General features: G+C 69.3%; 20 protein-coding genes and 4 pseudogenes. 12 read left to right on the forward strand and 12 right to left on the reverse strand.

Features of this window, described 5'->3' with window-relative positions:
* Positions 1-643: 643 nt before the first annotated feature.
* On the reverse strand, positions 644-1252 hold the full coding sequence (locus ACZ63H_RS35715) for a hypothetical protein (RefSeq protein WP_469872327.1): 609 nt from the start codon (positions 1250-1252) through the stop codon (positions 644-646).
* A 1304-nt stretch (positions 1253-2556) separates the two neighbouring features.
* Between ACZ63H_RS35715 and ACZ63H_RS35720 the strand changes: the two genes are divergently transcribed.
* The 4 genes from ACZ63H_RS35720 to ACZ63H_RS35735 all read left to right on the forward strand — a co-directional run bounded on the left by ACZ63H_RS35720 (position 2557) and on the right by ACZ63H_RS35735 (position 6806).
* Positions 2557-3486 (forward strand): PRC and DUF2382 domain-containing protein, encoded by a 930-nt coding sequence (locus ACZ63H_RS35720; protein WP_469872328.1) that lies wholly within the window; start codon positions 2557-2559, stop codon positions 3484-3486.
* A gap of 860 nt (positions 3487-4346) precedes the next feature.
* Positions 4347-4754: a hypothetical protein gene (locus tag ACZ63H_RS35725; RefSeq protein WP_469872330.1), complete on the forward strand. Its 408-nt coding sequence runs from the start codon at positions 4347-4349 to the stop codon at positions 4752-4754.
* On the forward strand, positions 4751-6517 hold the full coding sequence (ilvB, locus tag ACZ63H_RS35730; RefSeq protein WP_469872332.1) for a biosynthetic-type acetolactate synthase large subunit: 1767 nt from the start codon (positions 4751-4753) through the stop codon (positions 6515-6517). The genes ACZ63H_RS35725 and ilvB overlap by 4 nt, the downstream gene beginning before the upstream one ends.
* A gap of 52 nt (positions 6518-6569) precedes the next feature.
* The gene (locus ACZ63H_RS35735; protein WP_469872334.1) at positions 6570-6806 is read left to right on the forward strand and encodes a hypothetical protein; all 237 of its coding nucleotides are present in this window, start codon (positions 6570-6572) and stop codon (positions 6804-6806) included.
* Positions 6807-7098: 292 nt separating this feature from the next.
* On the opposite strand, the gene ACZ63H_RS35740 is transcribed toward ACZ63H_RS35735, so the two are convergent.
* From ACZ63H_RS35740 to ACZ63H_RS35755, 4 genes and pseudogenes are all read right to left on the reverse strand, one after another.
* Positions 7099-8220 carry a serine hydrolase domain-containing protein gene (locus ACZ63H_RS35740; protein ID WP_469872336.1) on the reverse strand — a complete coding sequence of 374 codons (1122 nt, stop codon included), beginning with the start codon at positions 8218-8220 and terminating at the stop codon, positions 7099-7101.
* A pseudogene (locus ACZ63H_RS35745) lies at positions 8217-8789 on the reverse strand (DUF6895 family protein); the annotation flags it as partial. The pseudogene ACZ63H_RS35745 and the gene ACZ63H_RS35740, both read right to left, overlap by 4 nt.
* Before the next feature lie 24 nt (positions 8790-8813).
* Entirely contained in the window at positions 8814-9563 is a 750-nt protein-coding gene (locus ACZ63H_RS35750; protein ID WP_469872338.1) for a transposase, read from the reverse strand.
* A 508-nt stretch (positions 9564-10071) separates the two neighbouring features.
* A complete protein-coding gene (locus tag ACZ63H_RS35755) occupies positions 10072-10737 on the reverse strand; it encodes a hypothetical protein (protein ID WP_469872340.1) in 666 nt (221 codons plus the stop codon).
* Between the two features lie 189 nt (positions 10738-10926).
* Here ACZ63H_RS35755 and ACZ63H_RS35760 point away from each other — a divergent pair, with 189 nt between their 5' ends.
* Together ACZ63H_RS35760 and ACZ63H_RS35765 are read left to right on the forward strand one after the other, a co-directional pair.
* A complete protein-coding gene (locus tag ACZ63H_RS35760; protein ID WP_469872342.1) occupies positions 10927-11217 on the forward strand; it encodes a chitin binding peritrophin-A domain-containing protein in 291 nt (96 codons plus the stop codon).
* 287 nt (positions 11218-11504) lie between these two features.
* Positions 11505-11804, forward strand: a complete 300-nt coding sequence (locus ACZ63H_RS35765) for a lipocalin/fatty-acid binding family protein (protein ID WP_469872343.1) — start codon at positions 11505-11507, stop codon at positions 11802-11804.
* Between the two features lie 443 nt (positions 11805-12247).
* Here ACZ63H_RS35765 and ACZ63H_RS35770 read toward each other — a convergent pair whose 3' ends face one another.
* The 3 genes from ACZ63H_RS35770 to ACZ63H_RS35780 all read right to left on the reverse strand — a co-directional run bounded on the left by ACZ63H_RS35770 (position 12248) and on the right by ACZ63H_RS35780 (position 14924).
* Positions 12248-13996 (reverse strand): RICIN domain-containing protein, encoded by a 1749-nt coding sequence (locus tag ACZ63H_RS35770; RefSeq protein ID WP_469872345.1) that lies wholly within the window; start codon positions 13994-13996, stop codon positions 12248-12250.
* A gap of 129 nt (positions 13997-14125) precedes the next feature.
* Positions 14126-14698, reverse strand: a complete 573-nt coding sequence (locus tag ACZ63H_RS35775; RefSeq protein ID WP_469872347.1) for a DUF6895 family protein — start codon at positions 14696-14698, stop codon at positions 14126-14128.
* Positions 14631-14924, reverse strand: coding sequence for a hypothetical protein (locus ACZ63H_RS35780; protein ID WP_469872348.1), 294 nt, complete (start codon positions 14922-14924; stop codon positions 14631-14633). Before ACZ63H_RS35780 ends, ACZ63H_RS35775 begins: the two co-directional genes overlap by 68 nt.
* Positions 14925-15459: 535 nt before the next feature.
* Here ACZ63H_RS35780 and ACZ63H_RS35785 point away from each other — a divergent pair.
* Positions 15460-15762 carry an MmyB family transcriptional regulator gene (locus ACZ63H_RS35785; protein ID WP_469872350.1) on the forward strand — a complete coding sequence of 101 codons (303 nt, stop codon included), beginning with the start codon at positions 15460-15462 and terminating at the stop codon, positions 15760-15762.
* 265 nt (positions 15763-16027) lie between these two features.
* Here ACZ63H_RS35785 and ACZ63H_RS35790 read toward each other — a convergent pair whose 3' ends face one another.
* On the reverse strand, positions 16028-16378 hold the full coding sequence (locus ACZ63H_RS35790) for a hypothetical protein (protein ID WP_469872352.1): 351 nt from the start codon (positions 16376-16378) through the stop codon (positions 16028-16030).
* Positions 16379-16476: 98 nt separating this feature from the next.
* Between ACZ63H_RS35790 and ACZ63H_RS35795 the strand changes: the two genes are divergently transcribed.
* The 5 genes and pseudogenes from ACZ63H_RS35795 to ACZ63H_RS35815 all read left to right on the forward strand — a co-directional run.
* Positions 16477-16806, forward strand: a complete 330-nt coding sequence (locus tag ACZ63H_RS35795) for a hypothetical protein (RefSeq protein ID WP_469872353.1) — start codon at positions 16477-16479, stop codon at positions 16804-16806.
* Between the two features lie 125 nt (positions 16807-16931).
* Positions 16932-17129: a hypothetical protein gene (locus ACZ63H_RS35800; protein ID WP_469872355.1), complete on the forward strand. Its 198-nt coding sequence runs from the start codon at positions 16932-16934 to the stop codon at positions 17127-17129.
* A gap of 585 nt (positions 17130-17714) precedes the next feature.
* Positions 17715-19199, forward strand: a complete 1485-nt coding sequence (locus ACZ63H_RS35805) for a PP2C family protein-serine/threonine phosphatase (protein WP_469872357.1) — start codon at positions 17715-17717, stop codon at positions 19197-19199.
* The gene (locus ACZ63H_RS35810) at positions 19199-19708 is read left to right on the forward strand and encodes an STAS domain-containing protein (RefSeq protein ID WP_469872358.1); all 510 of its coding nucleotides are present in this window, start codon (positions 19199-19201) and stop codon (positions 19706-19708) included. The genes ACZ63H_RS35805 and ACZ63H_RS35810 overlap by 1 nt, the downstream gene beginning before the upstream one ends.
* A 188-nt stretch (positions 19709-19896) precedes the next feature.
* Positions 19897-20178: pseudogene (locus tag ACZ63H_RS35815) on the forward strand (helix-turn-helix domain-containing protein); the annotation flags it as partial.
* A 1517-nt stretch (positions 20179-21695) separates the two neighbouring features.
* Here the strand turns inward: ACZ63H_RS35815 and ACZ63H_RS35820 are convergent.
* The 3 genes and pseudogenes from ACZ63H_RS35820 to ACZ63H_RS35830 form a co-directional block, all read right to left on the reverse strand.
* Positions 21696-21923 (reverse strand): annotated as a pseudogene (locus ACZ63H_RS35820) (hypothetical protein); the annotation flags it as partial.
* A 9-nt stretch (positions 21924-21932) separates the two neighbouring features.
* Positions 21933-23049: pseudogene (locus ACZ63H_RS35825) on the reverse strand (IS630 family transposase).
* A gap of 75 nt (positions 23050-23124) precedes the next feature.
* A partial coding sequence (locus ACZ63H_RS35830; protein WP_469872360.1) for a DNA ligase-like domain-containing protein occupies positions 23125-23358 on the reverse strand: 234 nt, incomplete at its 5' end.

Here is a 23358-nt window from a genome sequence, read left to right on the forward strand (position 1 = left end):
TACGTCACGGCCTTCTTCGACCTGCACCTGAAGGACGTCGCCCAGCCGCTCCTCGACGGGCCGACCCCGCAGAACCCGGAGGTCGCCTTCCACCCGTAGACACCTGCCATCAGTCCCCGCCCGATCCGGCGGGCAGTCGACCGGCAGCCGCCTGGGACGGCGATGACGCCTCGCAGGGCGAAGCGGCAGCAGAGGTGCCGCTCTCGCCCACAGATCATCGGGCACAAGATCAGCAGACACGGACAGGATTCCGCCGCCTCAACACCTCAACACCTCAACTGCCAAGCCTTCGAGTCGAACTCATTTTGAAACGATCAGTAAGTGGCACCATGCGACCGTCGGCGGCGCCGAACGTAGACGGCGGCGCTGATCGCGACCAGACCCACGGTTCCCGCGGCGGCCACCGGGGAGTACGCGGCAGCCGTGTGGGCAAGACCGCCGCCGCCCGCGTGCACACCGCCCCGCGGACCGTCGTGGTCACCTGGTCCGGACCGGCCTGGAGCTTCCGGGCCCCCTGCGGCGCCGGGGTCCCCCGGCCCCGCGAAGCCGCCTGGTCCTCCCGAAGTGCCCACGGCCCCCGGGCCTCCGAGTCGTCCAGCGCCGCCTGGCCCTCCCGGGACGCCTGCTGCTCTTGCGGGGCCGCCTAGACCGGCTCCGGCGAATCCTGGTCCTCCGGGAGCGCCTGGTCCTGCTCCGGCGAACCCTGGTCCCGAGGGTCCTGGGACTCCGGGGAGCCCCGGCCGTCCGGGGGCGCCCGGTCCTGTTCCGGGGATTCCTGCTCCTGGGGGGCCGCCTGGGTCTCCGGGAGTCCCTGGTCTCGGGGGGCCGGCCGGTCCTGCGGGGCCTCCTGGCACCCCAGGGCCTCCTGGGACTCCGGGAAGTCCTGGTCCTTCGGGGCCGCCTGGTCCTGCTCCGGGGAACCCTGGTCCTCCGGGGCCGCCCGGCACTTCGGGGCCGCCTGGTCCTGCTCCGGGGAACCCTGGTCCTCCGGGGCCGCCCGGCACTCCGGGGCCGCCTGGTCCTGCTCCGGGGAACCCTGGTCCTCCGGGGCCGCCCGGCACTCCGGGGCCGCCCGGCACTCCGGGGCCGCCCGGCACTCCGGGGCCGCCCGGCACTCCGGGGAACCCCGGACCTCCGAGGAACCCTGGGACTGCGGGGCCGCCTGGTCCTCCCGGGCCCCCGGGGCCCCCGGGACCGCCGGGTCCCCCGGGGCCGCCGGGGCCGCCGGGTCCCCCGGGGCCGCCGGGGCCACCCGCGCCAACTCCAGTCGCCCCGTAGCCCGCCCAGTAGGCCCCGTAACTCTGTCCGCGTGACACTTGCGCCCAAGCCGCACCCGCAGCCGCGAGGGCTGCGTCGCCGTCGTCCCCTTGGGCTGTCGCGTCTGGGGCAGCCACCCATGACGTGCCTGACGCGGCGAGGGCGGTAAGGACGATGGTGGCTTTGGCGCGGGAGCCGATCGCATAGGGGGGTTTCGGGGTGGGCATGCACGAACCTCCTGGTTCAAATGATTTTCATACGAATCACTCTTTCGCCTGGACCCTGCACTGTGGCTCGCGTGAACCTCGGCAACGGCGCCGGGCGCGCCGAGGGATATCCCTCGCGCGGCGGAGTCCTCGGACCCCCATAGCGCCCCGGCATCACCCGTTCGGCCTTCTGCCGGATACGCTCGGGCCGAGCGCGGGGTGCTTCAAGGGGGCCGGCGCGGGTCTTTCGGACGATGTGAACGGGGCCGGCGCCCCGGCGACAGATCGGCGTAAGCCGTACGGCGCAGCACGTCGGCAGGCCGGGAAACCGCCAGGCCGCGTCCTGAGAGCCGGCTATCGGCAATCACGCCGCTGACCCGGGCCCGCAAGTGCGACCGTCAACTCGCTGCACCACTGAAGAGTCGACGGATGCCGGTCGCGGATCGTTTCTCCTGGCCCGTCGATTTCACCGTGCCCGTCCGCTGGTGGCCGCGAACTCCTCCCACAAGCGGTCCTGGGAGGAGCGAGCCCGGGAGGTGTCGTCATGTCTCCGCACAACGCGATGCGTCTCACCGATGCCGCGCGGAAAGGGGCCCCGGCCGCGCCGGTCACCGTCGAAGGCGAGCAGGCCGCGCCCCACACCGTCGGCGGCCTTGTCCCTCTGCCGGAAATGTCGAACTGCGGCTGGGCACGAACGCACTTCGGGTCGGCCTGGTCGCCGGCCGCGATGGCGGGCGGGCACTCGCGCGCTCAATGCGAGAAGGGCGGAGCAAGATGGAAGCCACCGTCGTCGCAGACCGCAGGGGTGGCGCCTTATGTGACTCTCGACAGCGCCATCGGGATTCGAAGGTGCCCTTCAGGCTGCAAGGGACGAGTTCGTCCTCGACCCGTACGAAGTCCGGCGCTACAGCGGCTGGATGCGGCATGTCTCCCGGTCGTGTTGACGCCCCAAGCCGCTCTGAACAGGTACAACGTCGTAGTGCCGCTGGAGTGCCGGACGTACGACTCACTTGGGAGGGGTTGGCCAGGAGGTGTTTAGTCGCCTCTCGTCGGTCTACCCAAAAAGGGCACATCCGTAGAAAGGGGATGAAACATGATCACGAAGGGCCAGATCTCCAGTGTTCTGGACCACGCGGTCTACGACGGCGACGGTCACAAGATCGGCGACGCCAAGCACGTCTACCTGGACGATGTGACGGGGTTGCCGGAATGGGTGACCGTCAAGACGGGGCTGTTCGGCACCAGCGAATCGTTCGTGCCGACCCGGGAGGCGTCACTGGTGGATGATCACCTGGAGGTGCCGTACCGCAAGGACACGGTCAAAGGGGCGCCGCACATCGACATCGACTCTGGTGGGCATCTCTCCGAGCCGGAGGAACACCAACTCTACGACTACTACGGCCTGAGCTGGGACGAAGACCCGCGCGGCGACGGTGAGCGCGGGGACAGGAGTCGGGCGGTCGGTGCGGCTGGGACCGCGGGGACGGCGGCGGACGCGGGCTTCGGCGGACGTGCAACGGACGGGGGGTCGAGCGGCACAGCGGAGAGCGCTCGTGTCGGGGCGGGTGATCGGGCACGTGCCGGTGAGCGGCCCACGGCGGCCCGCGACGACGCCATGACGCGCTCGGAGGAGCGCATGAGGGTGGGTGTTGAGCGCCACGAGGCGGGCCGTGCCCGGCTGCGCAAGTACGTGGTCACCGAGGACGTGGAGGAGGTCGTTCCTCTGCGTCACGAGGAGGTGCGGGTCGAGCGCGAGCCGATCACGGATGCCAATCGCGAGGCGGCCCTGTCCGGGCCCGACATCACCGAGGCCGAACACGAGGTGATACTGCACGAGGAGCGTCCGGTGGCGCAGACCGAAGCCGTTCCCGTGGAGCGGGTCAGACTGGTCACCGAGGAGCAGACCACCGAAGAGCGGGTGCGTGGCCGGGTCCGCAAGGAACGCATCGCGGGCGAGGCCGACGGTACCTACGAGGAAAGCGAAGACGCCGGCGGTAACGGCCCTGGTTACGAAGGCCGGTGAGTGCGTCCCGCAACTCTGTGAGGCCGAACCGGAGGCGATCCGCAGAGTTGCGGGACCTGGTTTGCCGCTCGGGATGGTTCGAGAGAGCGCACCTGAAAAAACCAGCGCACTGGACATCGTAATCAATTCTGCCAAGCCGCCGCGCACTGGCCCGGTAAAAGCACAGGCACGCCCCTGGTCAATTCACGCGCCCCGCCTCTACATGGAAGGAGCGCTGAGGGGCGTGTCCACACCCGCAAAGGCAACGCTTCCCCGCGCTTTTGGGCGGTGCGGTCGCCCCGGCGGAGGCGGATCCGGTCGGCTTGTCCGGCGATGGTTGCCCACTGCTCAGCCGGCGGACTGACCGACGCGGGGCGGCCTTGCGGCGAGGCGTCGAGGACGAGGTGACCGAGCGGTTCGGACAGGGCGGCGAAGAACCCGGTTGTCACTCACGACCTGCGGGTCGGCGTCCGGTCGGCTCACCGATGCCGCGAGGCATGGTCGCAGAACGGGCCGCGTGCCCCGGCTTGCCCGAGGCCGGTATCGCCGCCGCCCAGTGACGAACTGTTCGCCGTACTCGAACGGGAACCGGCCAAGGGGCCGGTGGCACGGCGCCGCCGCAAGCGACCGCCGCTCCCCATCAAGGCGGAGGACGGCGGTGCCGGTGCCCCGTGCTGGAGATCTCCGGACTCGCCGCTCTCACGACCGTTCGTGGACTGTAGCGGCCGTCAGGGCCTGTCGGGGGGAGGTTCGGGTTCAAAGGGGGAAGCACTCGTCAGGCAGCGCACGCGGCATGCGGCTGGCTGGGTTTGCGCCTTGTCGCGCCTTGCCCCCGAGCCTACTGTCCCTCTTACATTCCCAGCCAAGAGGGACGCGATCAAATGTCCGACAAGGTGATCTGCGAATTAGCTGAAACCACTGACGCGACTCGAATAATCTCCGTGGAAGGAAACCTCGTAGAACTCGAAGTCCTGGCGTCGGGAACCGGAAACATCGATGGCCATGCCGTGCAAGTCGTCGCCAACCATCTGATGCGGCGCCTTCAGGACGGTACCGTGACGACCACCTGCCGGATCGTCGCCACGGCGGAGGGAAGTTTCGACACGGTCGCGTTGACCGGGTCCTCGTCGGGCCGGCGCGATGACGACGGCCGCTACCATCTGCGCGGTTCCATGAGGGCACAGAGCACGGGCGGCGTGTTCGAGAAGCTGGACGGCAGGAACATGAGCTCCACGGGTGAGATCACCCCGGACGGCGGGGTCAACAGCGTCTACAGCCTCCACGCATGACGCGTCGTGCCGAGCGGGTGAGCCTCGGTGATGAAGGGCGCCACGTGACAGGTGCTGCCGCCGCTTTGCACGCCCTGCGGAGCGCGGACGTGAGGGTCGTCTTCGGCATACCCGGCAGGGCCATAGTCCCGCTGTACCACACGCTGGGGGACTTCCCGGAGGTGCGTCACATTCTGGCCAGGCACGAACAGGGCGCCGGACACGCGGCCTCGGGCTACGCCCAGGCCACCGGCCGCCTCGGAGTGTGTCTGTCCACCTCCGGGCCGGGCGCGACGAACCTCGTCACCGCGTTGATGGACGCGCAGAGGGATTCCGTGCCCGTCCTGGCGCTCACGGGACAGGTGGAGAGCGATCAACTGGGCACCGGAGCCTTCCAGGAGGCGGACATCTGCTCCGTCGTCTCGTCGGTCACCAAGTACTCCGTGGAAGTGACCCGAGCGGCGGACGTCTTTCCGGCCGTCACCGAGGCCGCCCGCAGGGCGATGAGCGGGCGCCCCGGGTCGGTGCTGGTCTCCGTCACCATGGACGCTTTCAACGGAAGAACCCCGGTGCCCGGCGGCGGACGGGAGGCAGCCGACCCGCCGACGACCGACCCCGCCCGGATCGAGCAGGCCGTGGCAGCGCTGCTGGCTGCTCGGCGGCCGGTCCTGTACGCGGGTGGTGGGGTCGTACGAGGTGAGGCCGCCGGTCCCTTGCGGGAGCTGGCGGAGGAGATCGGCGTGCCGGTTGTCACCACCCTGATGGCGCGCGGCGTGTTCCCGGACGGCCATCGCCTCGCTTTCGGCATGCCCGGGATGTACGGAACGATCGCGGCCACCGCCGCCATGCAGAACGCGGACCTGATCCTCGCCGTCGGCGCCCGCTTCGACAGCAGGGTGACCGGGAAGCCGGACGCCTTCGCTCCCGACGCCCGGATCGTCCACATCGACATCGACGACGCAGAGATCTCCCGTACCGGGCGCGCCGACATCGGGATCAACGCTCACTGCCGTCCCGCCCTTGCCATGATGAGGGACGGGGTCCGCGAAGCCCTCGAAAGCGGCCGGCACCGTCACCCGGACCTCTCGTCCTGGTGGCACACCCTGGACGGCTGGCGCAGCCGCCATGAACCGGGCCATGGCGAGGAAATCGACGGGGCCCTCGACCCCCGGTACGCCGTGGAACGCCTCGGATCCCTCACCGCCGGCCCGAACACTCTGTACACGGCGGGCGTCGGGCAGCATCAGGTGTGGGCGGCCAAGCACCTCCGGTACGAACGCCCGCGCACCTTCATCACCACGTGCGGCGCGGGCACCATGGGGTACGCCGTCCCCGCCGCGATGGGCGTGCAGGCCGCTCACCCCGACGCGGAGGTATGGGCCATCGACGGGGACGGCAGCTTCCAGATGATGTGCCAGGAGCTGGCCACCTGCGTCCAGGCCCGGCTTCCCATCAAGGTTGCGGTCATCAACAACGCCATGCTGGGCATGGTGCGTCAGTGGCAGGACCTGTGGTACCCGCACGACAACGAGGAGACGGACCTCTCCGGCCACAAGGCGACGGAGAGCCCGGATATCAGTGCACTGGCGCGGGCCTACGGCTGTGCTGCGTTCACGTGCGCACACCCGGGCGAGGTGGACCAGGTCGTGGCGGAGGCATCCGCGATACGCGACCGCCCGGTGGTTGTCGAGTTCCTCGTGTCCAAATCGGCCAGGTCGTACCCTCTGGTCCCACCGCACGTACCGGTGCCGGATCTTCTTCCTGACTTCGACGGCATCGACTGAGACCGGGCCGCTCGGCCCGGCGGTGATGCCTTGGCCGCGGAAGGGTTCATGGATGGTTGCGAACGCATCGGCCGGACGTGCTGCGCAGTTCGAGCGTCTGGCGCTGGCCTGGGCCGGGAAGGCGGGACTGGGGCAGCCCGGCGCGGCCGAACTGGCGCAGGCTTTCGCGACACTGGCGGTAGCAGCACGCCTCGACCACCTGCAAAGGCGACTGAGTGTCGTCGGTGACCAGCTGAACGCCGTCAAGAGCGGGTTGGAGAACGTCGCTCGCGGGTTGCCCGGCGCCTGACCAGGGCACCGGGCCCGGCGGTCGTACTGACGCCTACCGGGCCGCGACGGGGCGGCCTCGCGCGGGGGGACCGACACCGGCGAGATGGCCCGTCGGCCGGTTGGGCACCGCGCGAGGCCTTGGGGGAGACGCCCGTGGCCCGTGCGGTGGGTCGTCCGCGTAGAGCCGGAGCACAAGCGCTGCACGTTTCCTTGCGGCCGCGACGCCAGAGGCTGGAGGCACCCGTGCGATCGTCACTCGTACGTGGTGGGGCGTCGGCGGGTGACGACAGCTCGTCCGATCCGGCGGCGTCTTATCGGTGGAGGCTGATCAGGGTGTTGTATGCCTCTTGGACGAGGTGGTTGTCGCGTGCCGCGCTGCTGTTGGCGAGGGCTGCGACGGCTGTGCTGTGGTGGGGGTTGAAGCCGGCGAAGGCGGAGAATCCGAAGGTGCCGCCGGTGTGGTAGTAGACGCTGCTGCCGTCGGGCCGGGGCCGGATGTTCCAGACGAGTGCCAGCTTGGTGGTGCTGCGGGGCCTGCGGAGCCGGGGCTGCCGGACGTCGTGCAGTGCTGTGCGCAGGGAGGCTGGGGCCGCTTCGGCTGAAGCCGGGTCGAGGAGGGCTTCTAGGTAGGTGAGCATGTCGCGGATGCTGGCTCTGACGGACCCGGAGGCGGTCAGGCCGGGCATATGTGTGGGTGGTTGGGCGTGACGCCGCCAGTGACCGGTGGCCTGTGCGTGGGGGAAGGGTGGAATGCCGCAGTAGGTGTCGCGTAGGAGCAGGGGGCGCAGCAGGCGGGTGTCGGTCAGGGACGGGTAGGGGGTGCGGGCCGCTTGGGCCAGGGCGTGACCGAGTAGTGCGACGGCGTAGTTGGAGTAGTGGTAGCGGGTTCCGGGGCGGGACCGCAGGCGGGCGCGGGGCAGGATGCGCAGGGCTTCGTCCTCGGTGAAGCGGGCGTAGGGGGCGGCCAGCAGGGGGACGGCGGGGGTCCGGGTGAGGGGGTGGAGGAGGAGGGGCAGGACGCGGGGCAGGCCGGGGGCGGCGTCCGGCAGGCCGGAGGTGTGGGTGGCCAGGTGGGTGAGTGTGATGGCGGTGCCCTGTGGCGGCAGGGTGGTCCCGGCGGGGAGGTGCTGGGCGAGAGTGTCGTGGGGATGGAGGAGGCCGCGGGCCGCGTGTTCGGCGAGCAGGAGAGCAGTGAACGTCTTGGTGAGGGAGCCGATCTCGAAGCGGGTGGAGGCGGTGGCGGGCCGGCCGCCGCGATGTGCGGTGCGGCCGCGTACCACCACGGCGTGACGGCCTTTGCGATGCAGTGCCACGGCGATCGTGCTGGCTGCGGGCGCTGCGGTCAGCAGAGTGCGCGTCGCCTGTTCGATGAGCGCGGGATCGAGGCCGCGGGTGCCGTCGTCGGCGACGGCGGCGTGGTCGGATGCGGTCATGCGCCGTGGTCCGGTGCGGTGGCGGTGGGCAGGGTCAGGTCGCGGGAGAGGGCGATGGTGGCGGCGATGGCGCTCACCGTGGTGCTGTGGTAGTGGTCCTGGAACCGGGTGGCGGGGTCATCGTCCAGGGGCTGGCCGTCGACAGGGAACAGGCCGTCGGGGTGTTGGGTCTGTTGCATGCGCTGCCAGTCGTCCAGTTCGATGTGCGGCCGGGGCAGGCAGACGCCGACGGCCAGCAGTTCGGCCACCAGATCCCACTGGCGGGTTTCCGTCCAGATGTCGGTCCATACCGGCAGCCAGCGGGTGAGGTAGGCGGCCATGGTGCCGGGCAAGGCCCCGGGGCGGCGTCCCCAGTCGGTGATGTGGAAGACGGTGTGCGTCAGGGCGTAGGCGGTTTCCCAGTCGATGTGCCAGGGCTGTGGGGTGGCCGCGAGCCAGGTGGCCTGGACGAGGCGTTCCCATTCGGGGGCTTTCGTGCCGCTGTCGTGCCCGGTGATGCGTAGGGCGTTGGCGATGGCGAGGCGCCTGCAGGGGACGTATTCGACGATGTTCGCGATGTCGGCCACGGCGAGGTGGGAGGTGAGTGAGCCTTTTCAGCGTTGGAGCTCCAGGGTGAGAACTGCCTTGGCTGCTGACGACAGCCAGTTCGGGCTGCAGCGGGAACGGCGGAAGATCCTCCATTGCTTGAGCGTGGCCACGCCGCGTTCGACCGGGTGGCGGAGCCGGGCGTGGGCCTGGTTCAGGGATCTCTGCCCGACGCTGAGCTCCTTGCGGGGTGGGCGTCTGGTCGGGACGGCGAACGTGCCGCCTGCGCCGGTGTAGGCCATGTCGGCCAGAGCGGGAACGCGGAGCCGGACGCAGGTCTTCACGATGCGGTGGGTGCGGGCGGCGGTCAGGTCGTGGGTTCGGCCGGGCAGGGCGCGGGAGATCCACACGAGCCTGCCGGTCGGGCTGGTGATGACCTGGTGGTTCACGCCGTGGCGGTGGTGCTTGCCCGAGTAGTCGGCGCGCCCGTCGCCGACGCGGTCGCATTCGGCGAGGGTGCCATCGACCAGGACGTACTCCGCGTCGGCCTCGCGCAGGGCCCGGGTCAGGCCCGGTGTTTTGCGGGCGAGGAGGTCGGTGACCTGGTGGACGTAGGCATGGGCGGTGCCGACGCTGATCCGGAAGCCGGCGGCGATCTGGGCGAGGGTGTCGTGCTTGCGCAGATACACCAGCGCGACCAGGGCCCGCTGGGAGGGGCGGAGCTTGCAGCGGCGGTCGCCCTCCCGGGCGACGATCAGCATCGTGACCCACTCGACGAGCGCGTGCGGCAGGTCCAGGGCGGCAGGATAGGTGACCAACGAGGCTCCCTGGTTGGTCGAGACGTGAGACATCTCGCTCAACCGCCCGGGCCTCATTCATTCTGCCCTCAGCTCGCGGGCTTCAGGACGGGGTTGAGGGCCAGGCGGTTGTCGGTGGGGTGGTGGCCTTCGGGGCTGAAGGGCGGAGGTTGTGCTCCACCGCCTACCGGCTGCCGACCGCGCCCTGCTTCTGGTGAAGGGCTCCCCGCAGCCTTTCACCAAAGCCGGGCGCGGTGCGTGGAGCAGAGCGGAAGACGGCGCGGACAGGCTCGGTCGCCAACGGAGGACCCCTTTCGTGGAGGACGGCCCGGCCGGCCATCGCTGCAGCAAGAAGGATCCACCCCCGCCACCGGACACCGAGATCTCCTCCGGCCTGGTGGGGAGACCGGCCGAGACGGCCATGGGGCTTTGGCAGGCGGACCCTGGCTCCTGTCGCAGTCGGTGGCTTCGGTGCCAGCCGGCCGTGCCGGCGAGCGGAGACGTCGGTGCTGTGTCGCTCGGGCCGGGTTCAGGTGATCTGGTCGGCGATGACGTCGAAGCCTTCCAGGGCGCCGACTGACCGGTCTGTCTGGACGGTGCCGTCCGAGGACACCTCGAAGAGGTGCACCGGTTCCTCGAGGGTGAGCAGCTGGTTGATCACGGGGAAGGTCTGTACGTTGTCGGCCTTCAACGTGGCGTACTTGCCCGGGGCGGTGGAGAGCCTGAGAAGGGTCTTCCCGGTTTCTTTGTCGGTGGCCTTCAGGGTCAGGGCGGTATGGAGGCGCAGTTCCCGGGAGGAGTTCAGAGTGCTGAGCGGTGTGTCCGCCATGTCGGCGGAGGCGAGGGAGATGAGCGTTCCGGAGCCGGGGGTGGACGGGCTGGTGTCCGCCTCCATGCGCAGCTCCTTGAACTTCATCGTGGTGCGGTCGGTGTCGGCTGTCTGGACACCGAGGGTGAAGCCACCCTTGAAGTCGAGGGTGAGCAGGCCGAGGACGTTCAGCTGCAACGGAACATTGGCGGCGTACGCGCTGTGCGGGAGTTCCACCCCTGCCGGCGGCAGCGGCGCCTTGAACACCGTCTTTCCGGACGACGAGGCGGCAATGACCGCGTGAGGGGTGCTGGCGGGTGTGGGGGCGGCCGCGAGGGCTACCGCGGAGGCCGCCAGCAGGGCAAGAACGGCAGTTTTCCTGATCATGGTCTGCCCAACGACAAGGCCGCCGGTCAGACACCACGGTTTCCCAGCACACCCACCGCCGGCTCAACGAAGTCCCCGGCCCCCGCCCCGAAGACCAGGGCAGCCGCCTTCCGACACTTTGCCCCGAGAGCGTGTTGCCCCACCCGAAGTGGTGAACACCCCAGGACCCGTGCAGAGCGTTTACATGTCATGAATCGCACACGCCGCACCGCAGCAGCTCTGCTGCTCGCTCTCGCCGGTCTCGCATGCTCGCCCACCACACAGGCTGCCGCAGCTCCTCCGGCCTGCACAGAGGAGGGCTTCTTTCCCGATTCCGAGGATCAGTCCAAGTTCTACCGCTGCGTGGACATGAACGGCGACGGCAAGGAACTCACCCGCTTCGACTTCCAGTGCGGACCGGGCACCCTGTTCCACCCCGAACTAGTCGCATGCGTCCACCCGTGGCAGATGCCCCCCACGGGCGCATCCGAGAACTCCTGAGGTCAGGAACCGCAGTGACCGGGAAGGTGGGCCCTCCGCCTTCGGGACGGCTGCAGTGGGCGTCGGCCGTTCTTCCCCCACTTGACGAGGCAGCCGTGCGGCAGGACGTGCGACGCTGTTTTGCAGTGCCATGAGCCGACACCAGGTGCGGAACAACCCTGATACGAAAGCGGTGAATGATAGTGCAGAGCGGGAAGTGGGACCTGCTGAGCGACCCCAAGGACCCCGTATGGGACCAGTTCCTCCAGGCTGCGGGGATGACTGCCGCTCGCCGGGAGGCTCGGGCCATGATCAGGCCGAGCGAGGAACTCAGCCGGGATGGCGACAGGTGGACCTGGACCAGCTCGTCGGCGCTGTACACCGACCAGGTCACCTTCGCCCTCGGCGAGAAGGTCTCCACTCCCTTGTTCGCCGGCGAGATCCAGACGACCTCTGTGTTCACCGAGGAAGCCGGCAAGCTGATCCAGACGTTCGAGAGCGAGGGCAAGAAGGGCACGATCGTGCGCGAACAGACCCCGGAAGGTATGACAGCCATCTACTCGATCCAAGGCGTCACCGCTGTCCGCAAGTACAAGAAAGTGGCATAACGCGCCCCGATCCGCTACCGGCACGGGAGCCGACCCGACCGATCAGTCAGGCCAGTCCACACCTGTAAGCGGCTTGCCGAACGACCTCTGCACGGCTCGCCGGGGTGATGGTCACGAGCAGGCGGGAAGGGGCACCCTGGAGACGCGGTGAGCAGGAAGACTCTGGGGTGTAGCGAGAGTGCGCAGCTCCTTCCCGACGGATCGCGCAAGAGCCGGCGGTACTGCGGTGCGACGTGTGAGCGTTGGCCGGTGCTGCTGTGGGAGGAATCGCTGCCTGGGTGACGACGTCGCGCAGACGTTCGTCGGCGGCAATCCGGCCTACCGTCGGCGTGGTCTGTGGCCGGGGTCCGGAGCGGTGGACGGTCGTTCGGGATCGAGAGATTCGGAACGCCCGTCCACCGTTTTCGAAGCGTGCGGCGAGAACTCACCCCGGATGCTGGGTCTTATGCCCCAAGGATCCTCCAGACCTGACGAGGGTGGCCCTGCAGACTGTGGTGTTCGAGGGAGACGCCGTCCCCGGTGTTGCCGTCTTGGACGCTGATTGCTCCACCGCAGTAGTCGGAGACGATGAAGTACTCGTTCTGAGCGACGGGGAGCAGTCGCCACTTCTGGTGCGACTCATTCCTCCAGGACCACAGCCTCATCTTGGGGGCGTTGCCGGGGTATGGTCCCTCGATCGACATGCCGCGGCCGCTGGAGCTGAATGCGGAGCTGAACCGGTAGAGGTTGCCGGGGAGGGAATGGAGATCCCACCGCTGACGGGACTCACCGCCCCCGGGTTGCTGTCTGATGCTGGCGCCGTCGCCGTCGGAGCGGTCGACAGTGGCGAACTTGCCGCTGAGGACGGACTGCAGCCGCACCCTGGTGGGCAGGCCGGTGATCTGGCCTGAGGAGTCGGGCAGCAGCAGGAAGTTGATCTCCCACTCTCCGTCGCTGCCGGCGTCGTACCACAGCTTCGGCTGATAGGCCCGGTAGTAGCCCGTCGCGTTGAGCTCCGCCACGCGGGATTCAGATTGACCCGTGAGCTGGGTGATCTTGCGGACGGCGCCCTCGGGCGGCGGATTGCGCAGGGTGCCCTGGATCTGCTTCTGCAGCACCAGCACGGATTCCGGGACCAGTAGCGAGTAGGTTCCGACGTGGTCGTCGTTGTTCTGAAGGAACTCCCTAACGGCCGTCAGAATCATCGCGAACAGCGCGATGACCTGGGGCGGCAGCCCGACCCCGGCCAACTCGCCGGCGACGGTGAAGGCGAGGTCGGCCCAGCTGTCCATCGTCAGCTCGTCCATCAGGATCTCGAGGACCGCATCGATGATGAGCTTGGCCTTCTCGAAGCCGGGACCGGGGTCCATCTCCCAGGCGTCGATCACCGTGGCAAGCCCGCCGTTGGCTACGGCGGCATTCCACAGGCGGTTCGGCTCGAAGTCGCGAGTGTAGCCAGTGCCCATGCTGAGCTCTTCGGTGGTGTAGTCGCGCTTGGTGGTCCCATCGCACAGGGCCAGCGAGAAGCGCGGCTCGTCCTTGCCCACCTCTCCCCACGACTCTTCGTGGCACTTGACGTAGCTGAGCGACATCCAGTAGGGACCAGCGCTGCTGGACCGCGCTGCCGCGATGGCGGGGTGATCGGCGGGAAGCCCCATGCAGACCAGCCCCCAGCCCTTCTCCTTGGCCTCCCGCACATAGGCCGCGTTTGGCTCGGGGTTGACCAGCTCCGCCTGGTCCTCCAGCACGCCGGCATCGGTGCCGAGCGGGCCCATGGGGCGGCTGGCGTCCACCGGCCAGATGTTCTTGCAGGTGGCGAGGATGTCCCGCCCGAGCTGCGGCAGATCGGCACGCAACTCGGCCCGGCCGTAGGAGTCCTCCGCACCCAGCGCGGCGAAGCGCTCGGGGAAGAACCTGCTGCGGACCTCTTGCGACGCCCCGGAGAAGGACCGGCCCATCTCGCCGAGCTCGGCATCGCTGAACCCCGCACGGGCGAACGCGTCCGCGAACGCGCTCTCCAGATCGGACAACGGCCTCCCCTCCGCCCGCCGGGCGAAAGCGTTGAGCATCACCGCCAGCAGGACGTTCGTGGAACGGTTCCGTTCCATCGAGGTCCCCAGAGTGGTGCGCACGCCCGTATCACCCAGCGCACCGCAAATCCCGGACACCACTTTCCGCGTGAACACCGCGTCGTCGTTGACCGCGTCGCTCATCGCCGCACCTCCGCCATGCCAGTAGGAAGGGAACGGTCACACCCGGACCCGGACACGACTCCGCCGACGCACCCCGCGCTCTCATGCGGTTCGACGCCAGCCGAGCAGCCTCAGCACCGGGCCCCTGCGCTACCCTCCCCACCCGGCCGCCCGGCCATGCCAAGCGATGGCTGACTCACCCCGAAGACACCCCCTGGGGGTTACCGGGAACGGCGTGGCTGCAACCGCGGTGCCGAATGGTGCCCTCCACCTCGTCACCCGATCGGTGGGCGCGCTGAAAAGGCTCAGTGCTTCCAGGCCCGGGTGGCGGTAGACGGCCTGGGCGAAGGGGGCGTAGCACTCCACGGCGTCGGTGGTCATGGAATGGTGCAGCAGCCGCTCGTACAGCAGCGTTCCCCGCCCCAGCCGCTGCCAGCAGAAGTCCAGCAGTTCGCGGGCCATGCGGCGCTCGCGGCTGCCGACGGTGCCCTCCGTCAGGGCCAGGCCGGCCGCGAGGGCCATCTCCGCCAGGGTTTTGACGGTATCCAGGTCGTGGGCCAGGTTTCCGGCGTCGCGTACGCTCAGTTCCCGGTGGGTGTGCAGCCACGTCAGGGCGCGGGAGCGGACCGTGTGGGCGAGGGGGCCAGGGGTGTACTCACGCGGCCTCCAGGCCGAGCAGGCGACGGGTGATCGCGGCGTCCAGGGAGCAGCGGCCGTTGTCATTGCCGCGCAAGGCGATGTCCGAGGTCAGCAGGTCCAGATCCACCTCGGGTGCGCTGCCTTCGGCGGTCAGCCAGGCCAGCCAGCGGGTGATGCGCGCGGCGGTGGTGAAGTCGCGGCGCAGAAAGGCGCGGGTGGCGCCGCGCGTCAGGGCCAGAGGATGACGGCGGGCGGCGTGGTGGACGGGTCCGTCCAGACCGGGGAGCGCGAGCGAGGCGAGCTGTCCCATCCGCAGCGAACACGGCAACACGGTGGACCCAGATCGCTGTGGGCGGCAACCGCTGGGTCTACCGGGACAACGCCCAGCACAAGTGCCTCGCGGCGACCCGGCTGAATGGTCCGGTCGAGCTTGTCGAGTGCGCGTTCGGGGACCAGGAACAGCAGTGGATCAAACGCGCTGGGTGAAAGGACGCGCAGCTGACATCCTCCCCGCCGTTGCTTCCGCTTCGGCTCGGCCGTGACCACGGCTCCCGCGATCTGATGGTGTTCGGCGGCGATCGCGTCGACGGAGGCGGTGGTGTAGAGCGCGACATCGATGCCCTCGGACCGGCTGGTGCCGAAGCGGACCTCGATCGACTGTGGGGAGCGGCCCCATCCGAGCCGGACCATGTGGGTGAAATCGACCCTGCGCACCCCGAGCCGGGCGGCGGCCTGTCCGGGCCCGAGCGGGGTGCCGGCGGCGACAAGCTCCGCCAAGTCCTCGCGGCGGCAGACCTGGTCGACCGACCGCATCGGTGTGATGGGCGTGTGCGGCGAGCTGGTCATTGCCGATCGGCAATTCCGGGTCTGGTGGGCCGAGCACCGCGTCGCACCAGGATTTCGGCAGGAAACGTATCGCTCACTCCACCGTCGGCGAACTCACCCTCGACTGGGACACCTTCCGCTACGCCGGTGCCCCGGAACAGCGACTTGTGCTCTGGTCGGCCGAACCCGGCACACCTCGGACGCGGAACGACTGGCCGATCTGGCCCGCAGCACGGCCCAGAGCCCGTGACCTCCTGAGCACTACGACTGAAATGTTCGCAGGCAATGGACCATCGCCGCTTATGAAAGAGGCCCTACTGTAGGACGCCATGCACACCAGCGTGCATCCGGTCCTGTACGACCCCGACGGCCTGATCGAGGCGGCGCCTCCTCTCGACTGTGAACCGTACGTGCCGTTGCCTCCGAGTTCCGCAGCCTCGCGGCCCGACTGCCGGGTGCCCGGCAACTCTCGGACGCGGACCCTCTCGGTGCGCGACAAAGGCCGGCCATCGTGCCGGCATGGTGGTGGCCGGGCGCCGCCAAGGTCGTCAGCCCTCGGTCCGGCCACCGTCGCCGAAGACGGAGCAATCAGGTGACGTTGGCGCAGATGGCGTAGGCGGTGACCTTGGCCTTGCCTGTGGTCAGGCGGGCGTACCAGCCGGAACGGGTGAGGCCGGTGGGCCTGCTCGCCTCGAGCGCGGCTTTCTGGTCGACGCCGGCATCGGCTCCTCCTGCGATCGCAGTCTTCCTGCCAGGGCAGAGGGCTGTGGTCTGCCAGGTGTCCGAGGACCAGACGACTTCGACACCGGAGACGGCGGCGGGACGCGGTGGGTCAGCGGTCGCGGAGGCCGCCCCTCCAAGGGCGAGTCCGGCGGTGGCGGCCACCACGGCGATGGTCCACGGTTTGGCGGTTGCGGTGAGGCCGCGCAGTGTCTTCATGGATGTCCCTTCTGCAAGGCGGATGCGCACTGGTACGGAGACGGCCGTCTGTTGACTTGCTCATGCCCACGGCCTTACTGCGGTAGAGCACGCTCACAGTGATTCCCCCGGACGAGGGACGGCTTCGGCCCCGGGGCGAGGGCGGCGTCCCGGCGCAGCGGGCCGCCGCCGTCCACGCCCACCAGCAGGCCGCGATGCCCGAGGAGTACCTCGGTGGCCGCACGACCGACGCGGGGACGTGGTTGCGCACGCCGAAGAACCTGGAGCGGCTCGCCGCCTTCACCCGCGCCGCCGACGCCCGCCGTCGCGCCTACGAGGACATGAACCCCCCGGCCGTGCCCGACGCCCCCGCCGACGGCCACCGCCAGGAGCACGAGCAGCAGCACCGTCAGCCCGGTCACGGCCAGGGCCCCGGTTCCCGGCCGTGACCGCCCGGCAGGACGCACATCGAAGCCACCGCGCCAGCGCCCGGCACGCACCCGGCGCCCCGGCCCCGGAGACAGCAAGGCGCGGCGAGAGTACGGGGACCGCCCCCGTGAACGAGGAGGAACCCGTGATCGACCTGATCCTGATACAGCTCTCGCCGAAGCAGCGGGAGCGCCTGGAGCGCCTGGCCGACGCCAGCCGGCTGCGGACGGCGCTGTACCCGTTGCCGAAGCCGCGGCCGGTCCGGCGCCGCTCCCGGCAGTACCCCGGCGGCCGGCCGAACCCGTGGCGCACCGCGCGCCTGCGCCGCAGCTACATCCGGTGAGTGGACCCGGCGGGCCCCACCGCCCACCCGGTGGGCGGCGTGACGCCCGGAGAGTGGAGCCACCGTGAGGACCCACCCGAGGGGAGTGGAACCCACCGCGAGGCGCACTGGGTGGGAGTGGCCTCCACCGTGACGTTGGGTGGACTCCACTGAGCCTCCGCCAACTTGAAGTCGCAGGTCAGAGGGCTGGTGTGACCGATGCTCGGGGTACTCGTGCTGGTTGTAGGCGGGAGCCCACGGAGAAGATCATCCGTCAGCGGTTGATTTCGAGGTTCGTTAGGACGAGCAGGGCGCGCAGGAGGCGGGTGGCGCGGGCGGGGTCGGTGCGGAGCTTGGCGCCAGGCAGCTGAGCGGGAGGCCCGGCGGCCGGTGTGCAGGTGATGCGGGCAGAAGTGCACCGATCAGCGGTGGGAGAAGCTCACCATGCACGGTGCCGAGGGCCGATGACCGGGACGTGCCGCGCCGGGCGGGGCGCCGTGGCGGAGAGCGGTTGGCGGTGGCATTGGCGTTCGCGCATGTGGTCGATTTAGGCTGCGTCGGTTCGTGCCGTTCACGGCGGCGGCCCATCGACGGAGAGGAAAGCCGATGATGCAGCAGGCGTCGGCCACCGGCCCGGCTCCAGGGCGTCGCCCCGAGCTGGTACCTGACCCGGATGCGGAGACGGCCCGTATAGCGGCGGTGCGCCGCTACGACATCCTCGACACTCCGCCCGACGGGGCGTTCGACCGGGTGGCGGCGATGGCCGCCCGGCTCTTCGACGTGCCGGTGGCGACGGTCACGATCGTGGACACCGACCGCATCTGGTTCAAGGCCGCCCACGGCCTGGAAGGCGTCAAGGAGATCGGCCGCGATCCGGGCCTGTGCGGCTCGGCGATCCTGCGCGATGACGCGCTGGTGATTCCCGACACGCTTCGTGATCCTGTGGCAGCGGACAATCCGCTGGTCGCCGGAGAGATGGGGGTACGCTTCTACGCCGCCGCACCGATCATCACCCCCGACGGGCACCGGCTGGGCACCGTCAACGTCCTCGACACCAGACCGCGCTCCATCACCGAGGACGACACCGCTACCCTGGCCGATCTCGCCGCGATCGTGCTGGACGAGATGGAGCTGCGGCTGTCGGCGCTGCGCGCCCTGCGCGACGAACAGGAGCGGCGGGAGGCGGAAAGCCGTCACGCCGAAGCGGAACGGGCGCGTGCCGAGGCGGAACGGGCGGCGCGGGAGCAGGCGGAGCAGGACAGGGCCGCCATCGCCGCGTTCGCCTCCACCCTCCAGCGCACCCTGCTGCCCCCGGCCCTTCCCGCGGTGCCCGGCCTGGAACTGGCCTGCCACTACCGCACCGCATCCGCCCACGACGTGGGCGGCGACTTCTACGACGTCTTCCCCCTCGACGGCGGCCGGTGGGCGTTCGCCCTCGGCGACGTGTGCGGCAAGGGCCCCGAGGCGGCGACCGTCACCGCCCTGGCCCGCCACACCCTGCGCGCCGCAGCCCAGATCAACCCGGACCCGGTCACTGTGCTGAGCGCGCTCAACACCATGCTGCTCACCGACGTCACCGCCGGCAGCCGCTTCTGCACCGCTCTCTTCGGCCTCCTCGAGCCCCGGGAAGGCAGCGGCTTCACCGTCACCATCGCCACCGGCGGCCACCCGCCCGCCTACCATGTGCGCCCCGACGACAGCGGCGCCGTATGGGTCAAGGCAGTACGCCCCAAGGGCGGCATGCTCGTCGGCGCCTTCCCCCAGGCACCCTTCGTCCAGACCACCTTCTCCCTGACCCCCGGGGAGAGCCTGTTCCTCTACACCGACGGGCTGACCGAAGCCCGCACCACCGAAGGCGCCATGCTCGGCGAGGACGGCCTGACCGGCTTCCTCCATCAGCGCACCGGGCCCGTCACCGCCACCTCCCTGGTCGAGGACACCGTTACGCTGCTGGCCTCGCTGCCCGACGGAGCCGGCGACGACGTGGCCCTGCTGGCCCTGTCCGTGCCCGGCCCCCAGGCCGCACCCGACAGCGGTATCGCCGCCACCGCCCACACCGCCGCCGCACCCGAACACATCGGCCAGGAGTGATGACCGACGTGACCGAAACGTTCCACCTGACCGTCCAGCACCCTCGCCCCGGCCTTGCCGTCGCCACGGTCGTTGGGGAGGTGGACATGCACACCGCGCTCACCCTGCACTCCGAAGCCCTGGAGATCATCCAGCGAGGGCACCCGCGCCTGGTCCTGGACCTGGCACAGGTCGGCTTCTGCGACTCCGCCGGTCTGAGCGCGCTCATCCGCATCTGGCACGCGGCCCAGGCGGCGGGCGGCTTGCTCAGCCTCGCCGCCGTCCCCGACCGTCTGAAGCGCATGCTCAGCATGACCGGCGTCGACACACTCCTGCCGGTTCATGCCACAGCCGCCGAAGCGGCCGCTGCCACGTCCGCCGGCCAGTCCACGGGCGCAGACGTGCACGGCTCCGTCACCAGCTCCTCGACAGGGGGCGGGCACCGCGAGCTGACCGAGGGCGAGCCGACGGCCTTGGACAACGCGCAGCGGCAGGAAGCATCCCAGGCAGGAAACATCATTCAGGGCTGAGCGGACAGGCGGAAACACAGAGCGGGGCGGCTGTCCCGTCCGGCAGGCGCCCACTCATGCGTACGACATCGACGGCGAACCGCCTCTCGGCGACGGCCGAACCCTGACCCTCTGACGGCGCATCAAAAGTGACCCACTTGGTGATCTTCGTCTGACTCTGGCCTTGGCGATCAGGGTCAGGAGGAAGGGTGATCCTCGTGGAGGACTGGGCAGAAATCCGCCGCCTGCACCGGGCCGAGCAGATGCCGATCCGTGCGATCGCGCGGCATCTGGGCATCTCGAAGAACACGGTCAAGCGGGCCCTGGCGAATGACCGGCCGCCGAAGTACGAGCGGCCGGCGAAGGGCTCAGCGGTGGACGCGGTCGAGGTGCAGATCCGTGAGCTTCTTCGGGAGACGCCGACGATGCCCGCGACGGTGATCGCGGAGCGGATCGGCTGGGAGAGGGGACTGACGATTCTCAAGGACCGGACGTGCCGTTCCGGCGCGGGGCTGGAGGCGGGTGAGGGCCTCCGCCCGGCGGTCACGGTGACGGCGGCCGAGGCTGGCGCAAGGCCTGGTATCGGTTCATCGGGGCCTCGCTGGACTATAGCCAGTTGATACCGGTGCCGCAGACGACCAATCGGTGGTAGCTATCAACGGAGTGCGCGAAGACGGCTGCGGCCACCGCGGAGCCGAGGATAGTACCGACGATCACCTGGGCGCGGTGTGGCCGCACAGCGAGACACCTAACCATCCGCCGCCGGCAGCCAGGGCGTAGCCGTACAGGGCCCAGGAGCCGTAGGCCTGGACGAGCAGGATGACAGCTCCGACGGAGATGGCCTGGTGCACGGACTGAGCGCCGAGGCAGTCACCGATGAGTTGCAGTCGCTCGTGCACTGCCTTCACGGAAAGCGCGGCCCCGGTTGATGCGATGGTTGCATGGAGCTTGATGCGAACCGTGTACAAACGGATCTTCAGCCGGGAAAGTGCCTGCGCTGTTCAAGGGAGCTTGGCCTCAGAGTGGCTTCGATCTTTGGATCTGGGAACTGATCGGCGATCTTTTTGCGCAGCCTCCGTGCCTGCCCAATGCGAAAAGCGCAGCGTTCATGAAACTTCGGCTGACGGACCTCAATTTTGTGTCGCCTATGGCATCGGCAATGTCGGTGGGGACGAGACTGGCACCCACGCGTTTCGCTCAGGGGACCAGGTCAGGTCGCAGAGCTGGCTGGAGCGGGCGACTGTCGCTAACCATCCCGATGGTGTCCAGCGAACGAGGGCTGACACATCCGAGTTGTCTTGTTCCAGTGACTCAAAAGACATGACGAGTAACTGGGGAAGCGCTTCCTCTGGCGTGCCTGCGTCGATATGAATGTGCGTGCCTGCCGGGGTTGTCAGGATCACTAGGCGGGTCCCGCCTCCTTGATGTGTTCCCCGCTCGCGCTCGTGCCGCAGGATCCGTCTGAGAGCGCTGCGCGTCGCACCATCTAGACGTTCCCCAACCCTGGTACCAATCGCAGTGCCCAGAGCCTGCAGGAATGGGACAAGTGTTGCGGCCGCGATGAACACCACTCCAGAGTCAAATCCAAAGCCACCATCATCTGGATCCACGAATCGGGTCGGTGGTGAGGGGGCTGAGTTCCTCGGTCTTGAGGCCGCAGGTTCTTCCCGAGGGGTTGTGTCGGACACCGGGTGCCACCTCTCGTGCTCCGCGTCATTCCTGACGACTCTAGCGTCGTCTTTCGTGATTGGCCGTCAGTATGACGTAGCTGATGGTGTGCTTATTGATCTTGATTGGGGCCTGCTGCTGTTCAGTTGCACGGGGTACCGCCATCGGCCGGAGGAGTCCCTGGCGACGTCGACGCCGACTTCCACTACCAGCTCGGGCTCCACCAGTACCACGTCACGGCTTGCCGGACTTGGTGGTGGTCTGGCACCCGGTGGCGGCCGACGCGCCGCCGGTTAGAGGCGAGCCATTCCGGATCGCGTTACGGGTACTGGCAGCCGCGCGAGCACACCGCGACCATCGGGGTCCAGTGCCCCACCAGGCGCCACGCCTGGGCGGTCTGCCCGAGCAGGTTCAGGGTCGGCACCATCACGAGGATCCGGCCGTCCGGGAACGACTCCAGCGCGCATGCGGCGGTGTCGGCGTACGGCCTACGTTCAGGTGTACGCCGACAGGCGGCCTTGATCGTCTTGCCCGAGCCGGTCGCTGTAGTACGTGGCCGCCACGGAGGACGGGCAGTTCAGGTAGCGGCTGCCTGACTTCGGCCGTTCCAGCGGATGCCCTTCTCACTGCGGATGCGGGCGCGTTCGCGGCGTTGGGCGGCCAGCACGTCGGGGTGGCGGGAGTTCGCGTTACGCCAGCGGAGGTAGGCGTGGAGGGCTCGGGTCTGCACGGTGTGGTTGCGGTGGCTGGAGTTAGCGATGGTGAATTGCCGTAATGGTCCGAAGTGGGCCTCGATCGGGTTGGCCCAGGACGCGTAGGTCGGGGTGAAGCACAGCTCGACCCGGTTCTTCTTCGCCAGCTCCGGATGGTCTCACTCTTGTGAGCCGAGAGGTTGTCCAGGATGACGTAGATCGGGGCACCGTCCGGGCGGGCCCCGCGGATCGATTTCAGGGCGGCCAGGGTGTTGCGGCGCCCTTCTTCCTGCGGTTGACGCCCCACAGGGTGTCGTCGCCGACGGAGTAGCAGCCGTGGAAGTATCGGACGCCGTGGGTGCGGTGGTAGGTCGCAGGATGGCGTTCGGGGTGGCCGGCGCGGGCCCAGCCAGCTCCGGTGATGGGGCGGATGCCGAGCGGGCCGAACTCGTCGAACGCAAACACCCGGTCCGGGAAGTGCTCCAGCACGTGCTCGATCCGGTCGAGCCTGGCGTCGCGCTCGGGGTCGGGGGATTCCTTCCAGGTCTTGGTGCCCTGGAAGGTGACGCCGCGGCGGCCGAGCAGCCGTACCGCCTCGCGGCCGATCCGGATCACACGGCCGTGTACGCGGCGCAGGTAGGCGGCCAGTTTGCGGAGGGACCAGCGAGTGAAGGGCTGCCCGAGCTTGGCCGGGCGGGTGGTGGCCGTCTGGACGACGAAGTCCTCGTCGTCAGGACTGAGAAGGCGGGGACGGCCTCCCGCCCACCGAGGGGCCAAGCAGGCCAGACCGATCTCGTTGAACCGGTGGATCACGTCCCGGACGGTGTCCTCGTCGGCCTGCACCAACTGCGCGATCACGGGCACCCGGTTCCCGCCGGCCGAGGCCAGCAACATCATCGCGCGCCGGTAACGCACCGAACTGGTGCTGCCTCGGCGCACGAGCTGCTGCAGCTTCTGCCCCTCCTGGTCAGTCAACCTGCGCACACGGACAGGTTCAGCCACCACACCCCCAGCGGTCAGATCGGACGACACCGCTCATCCAACCGCTCGGACACCCAACCCGGCGAACCTACGTGGTCAGGGCACTAGCCGTTTGAAGCACAGCCCCTCCAGCCCGGCCGTCGTCCACTCCAGCCTTCCGCGTGCCGTCGCCGTGTCGGTCGTCGACGGGCACAGCGTCATCGGTGCCCCCAGTCGACGGTCCGCGAAGAGCAAGTCCAGCGCCGCGCGCCGCCGCTCGTACGGCCAGCTGGTCAGGTCGGTGTCGCCTTGGTGCACCAGGTCGAAGGCGACGTAGTGCGCCGGCCACTG

It is taken from the genome of Streptomyces sp. NPDC104831 (assembly GCF_055583025.1).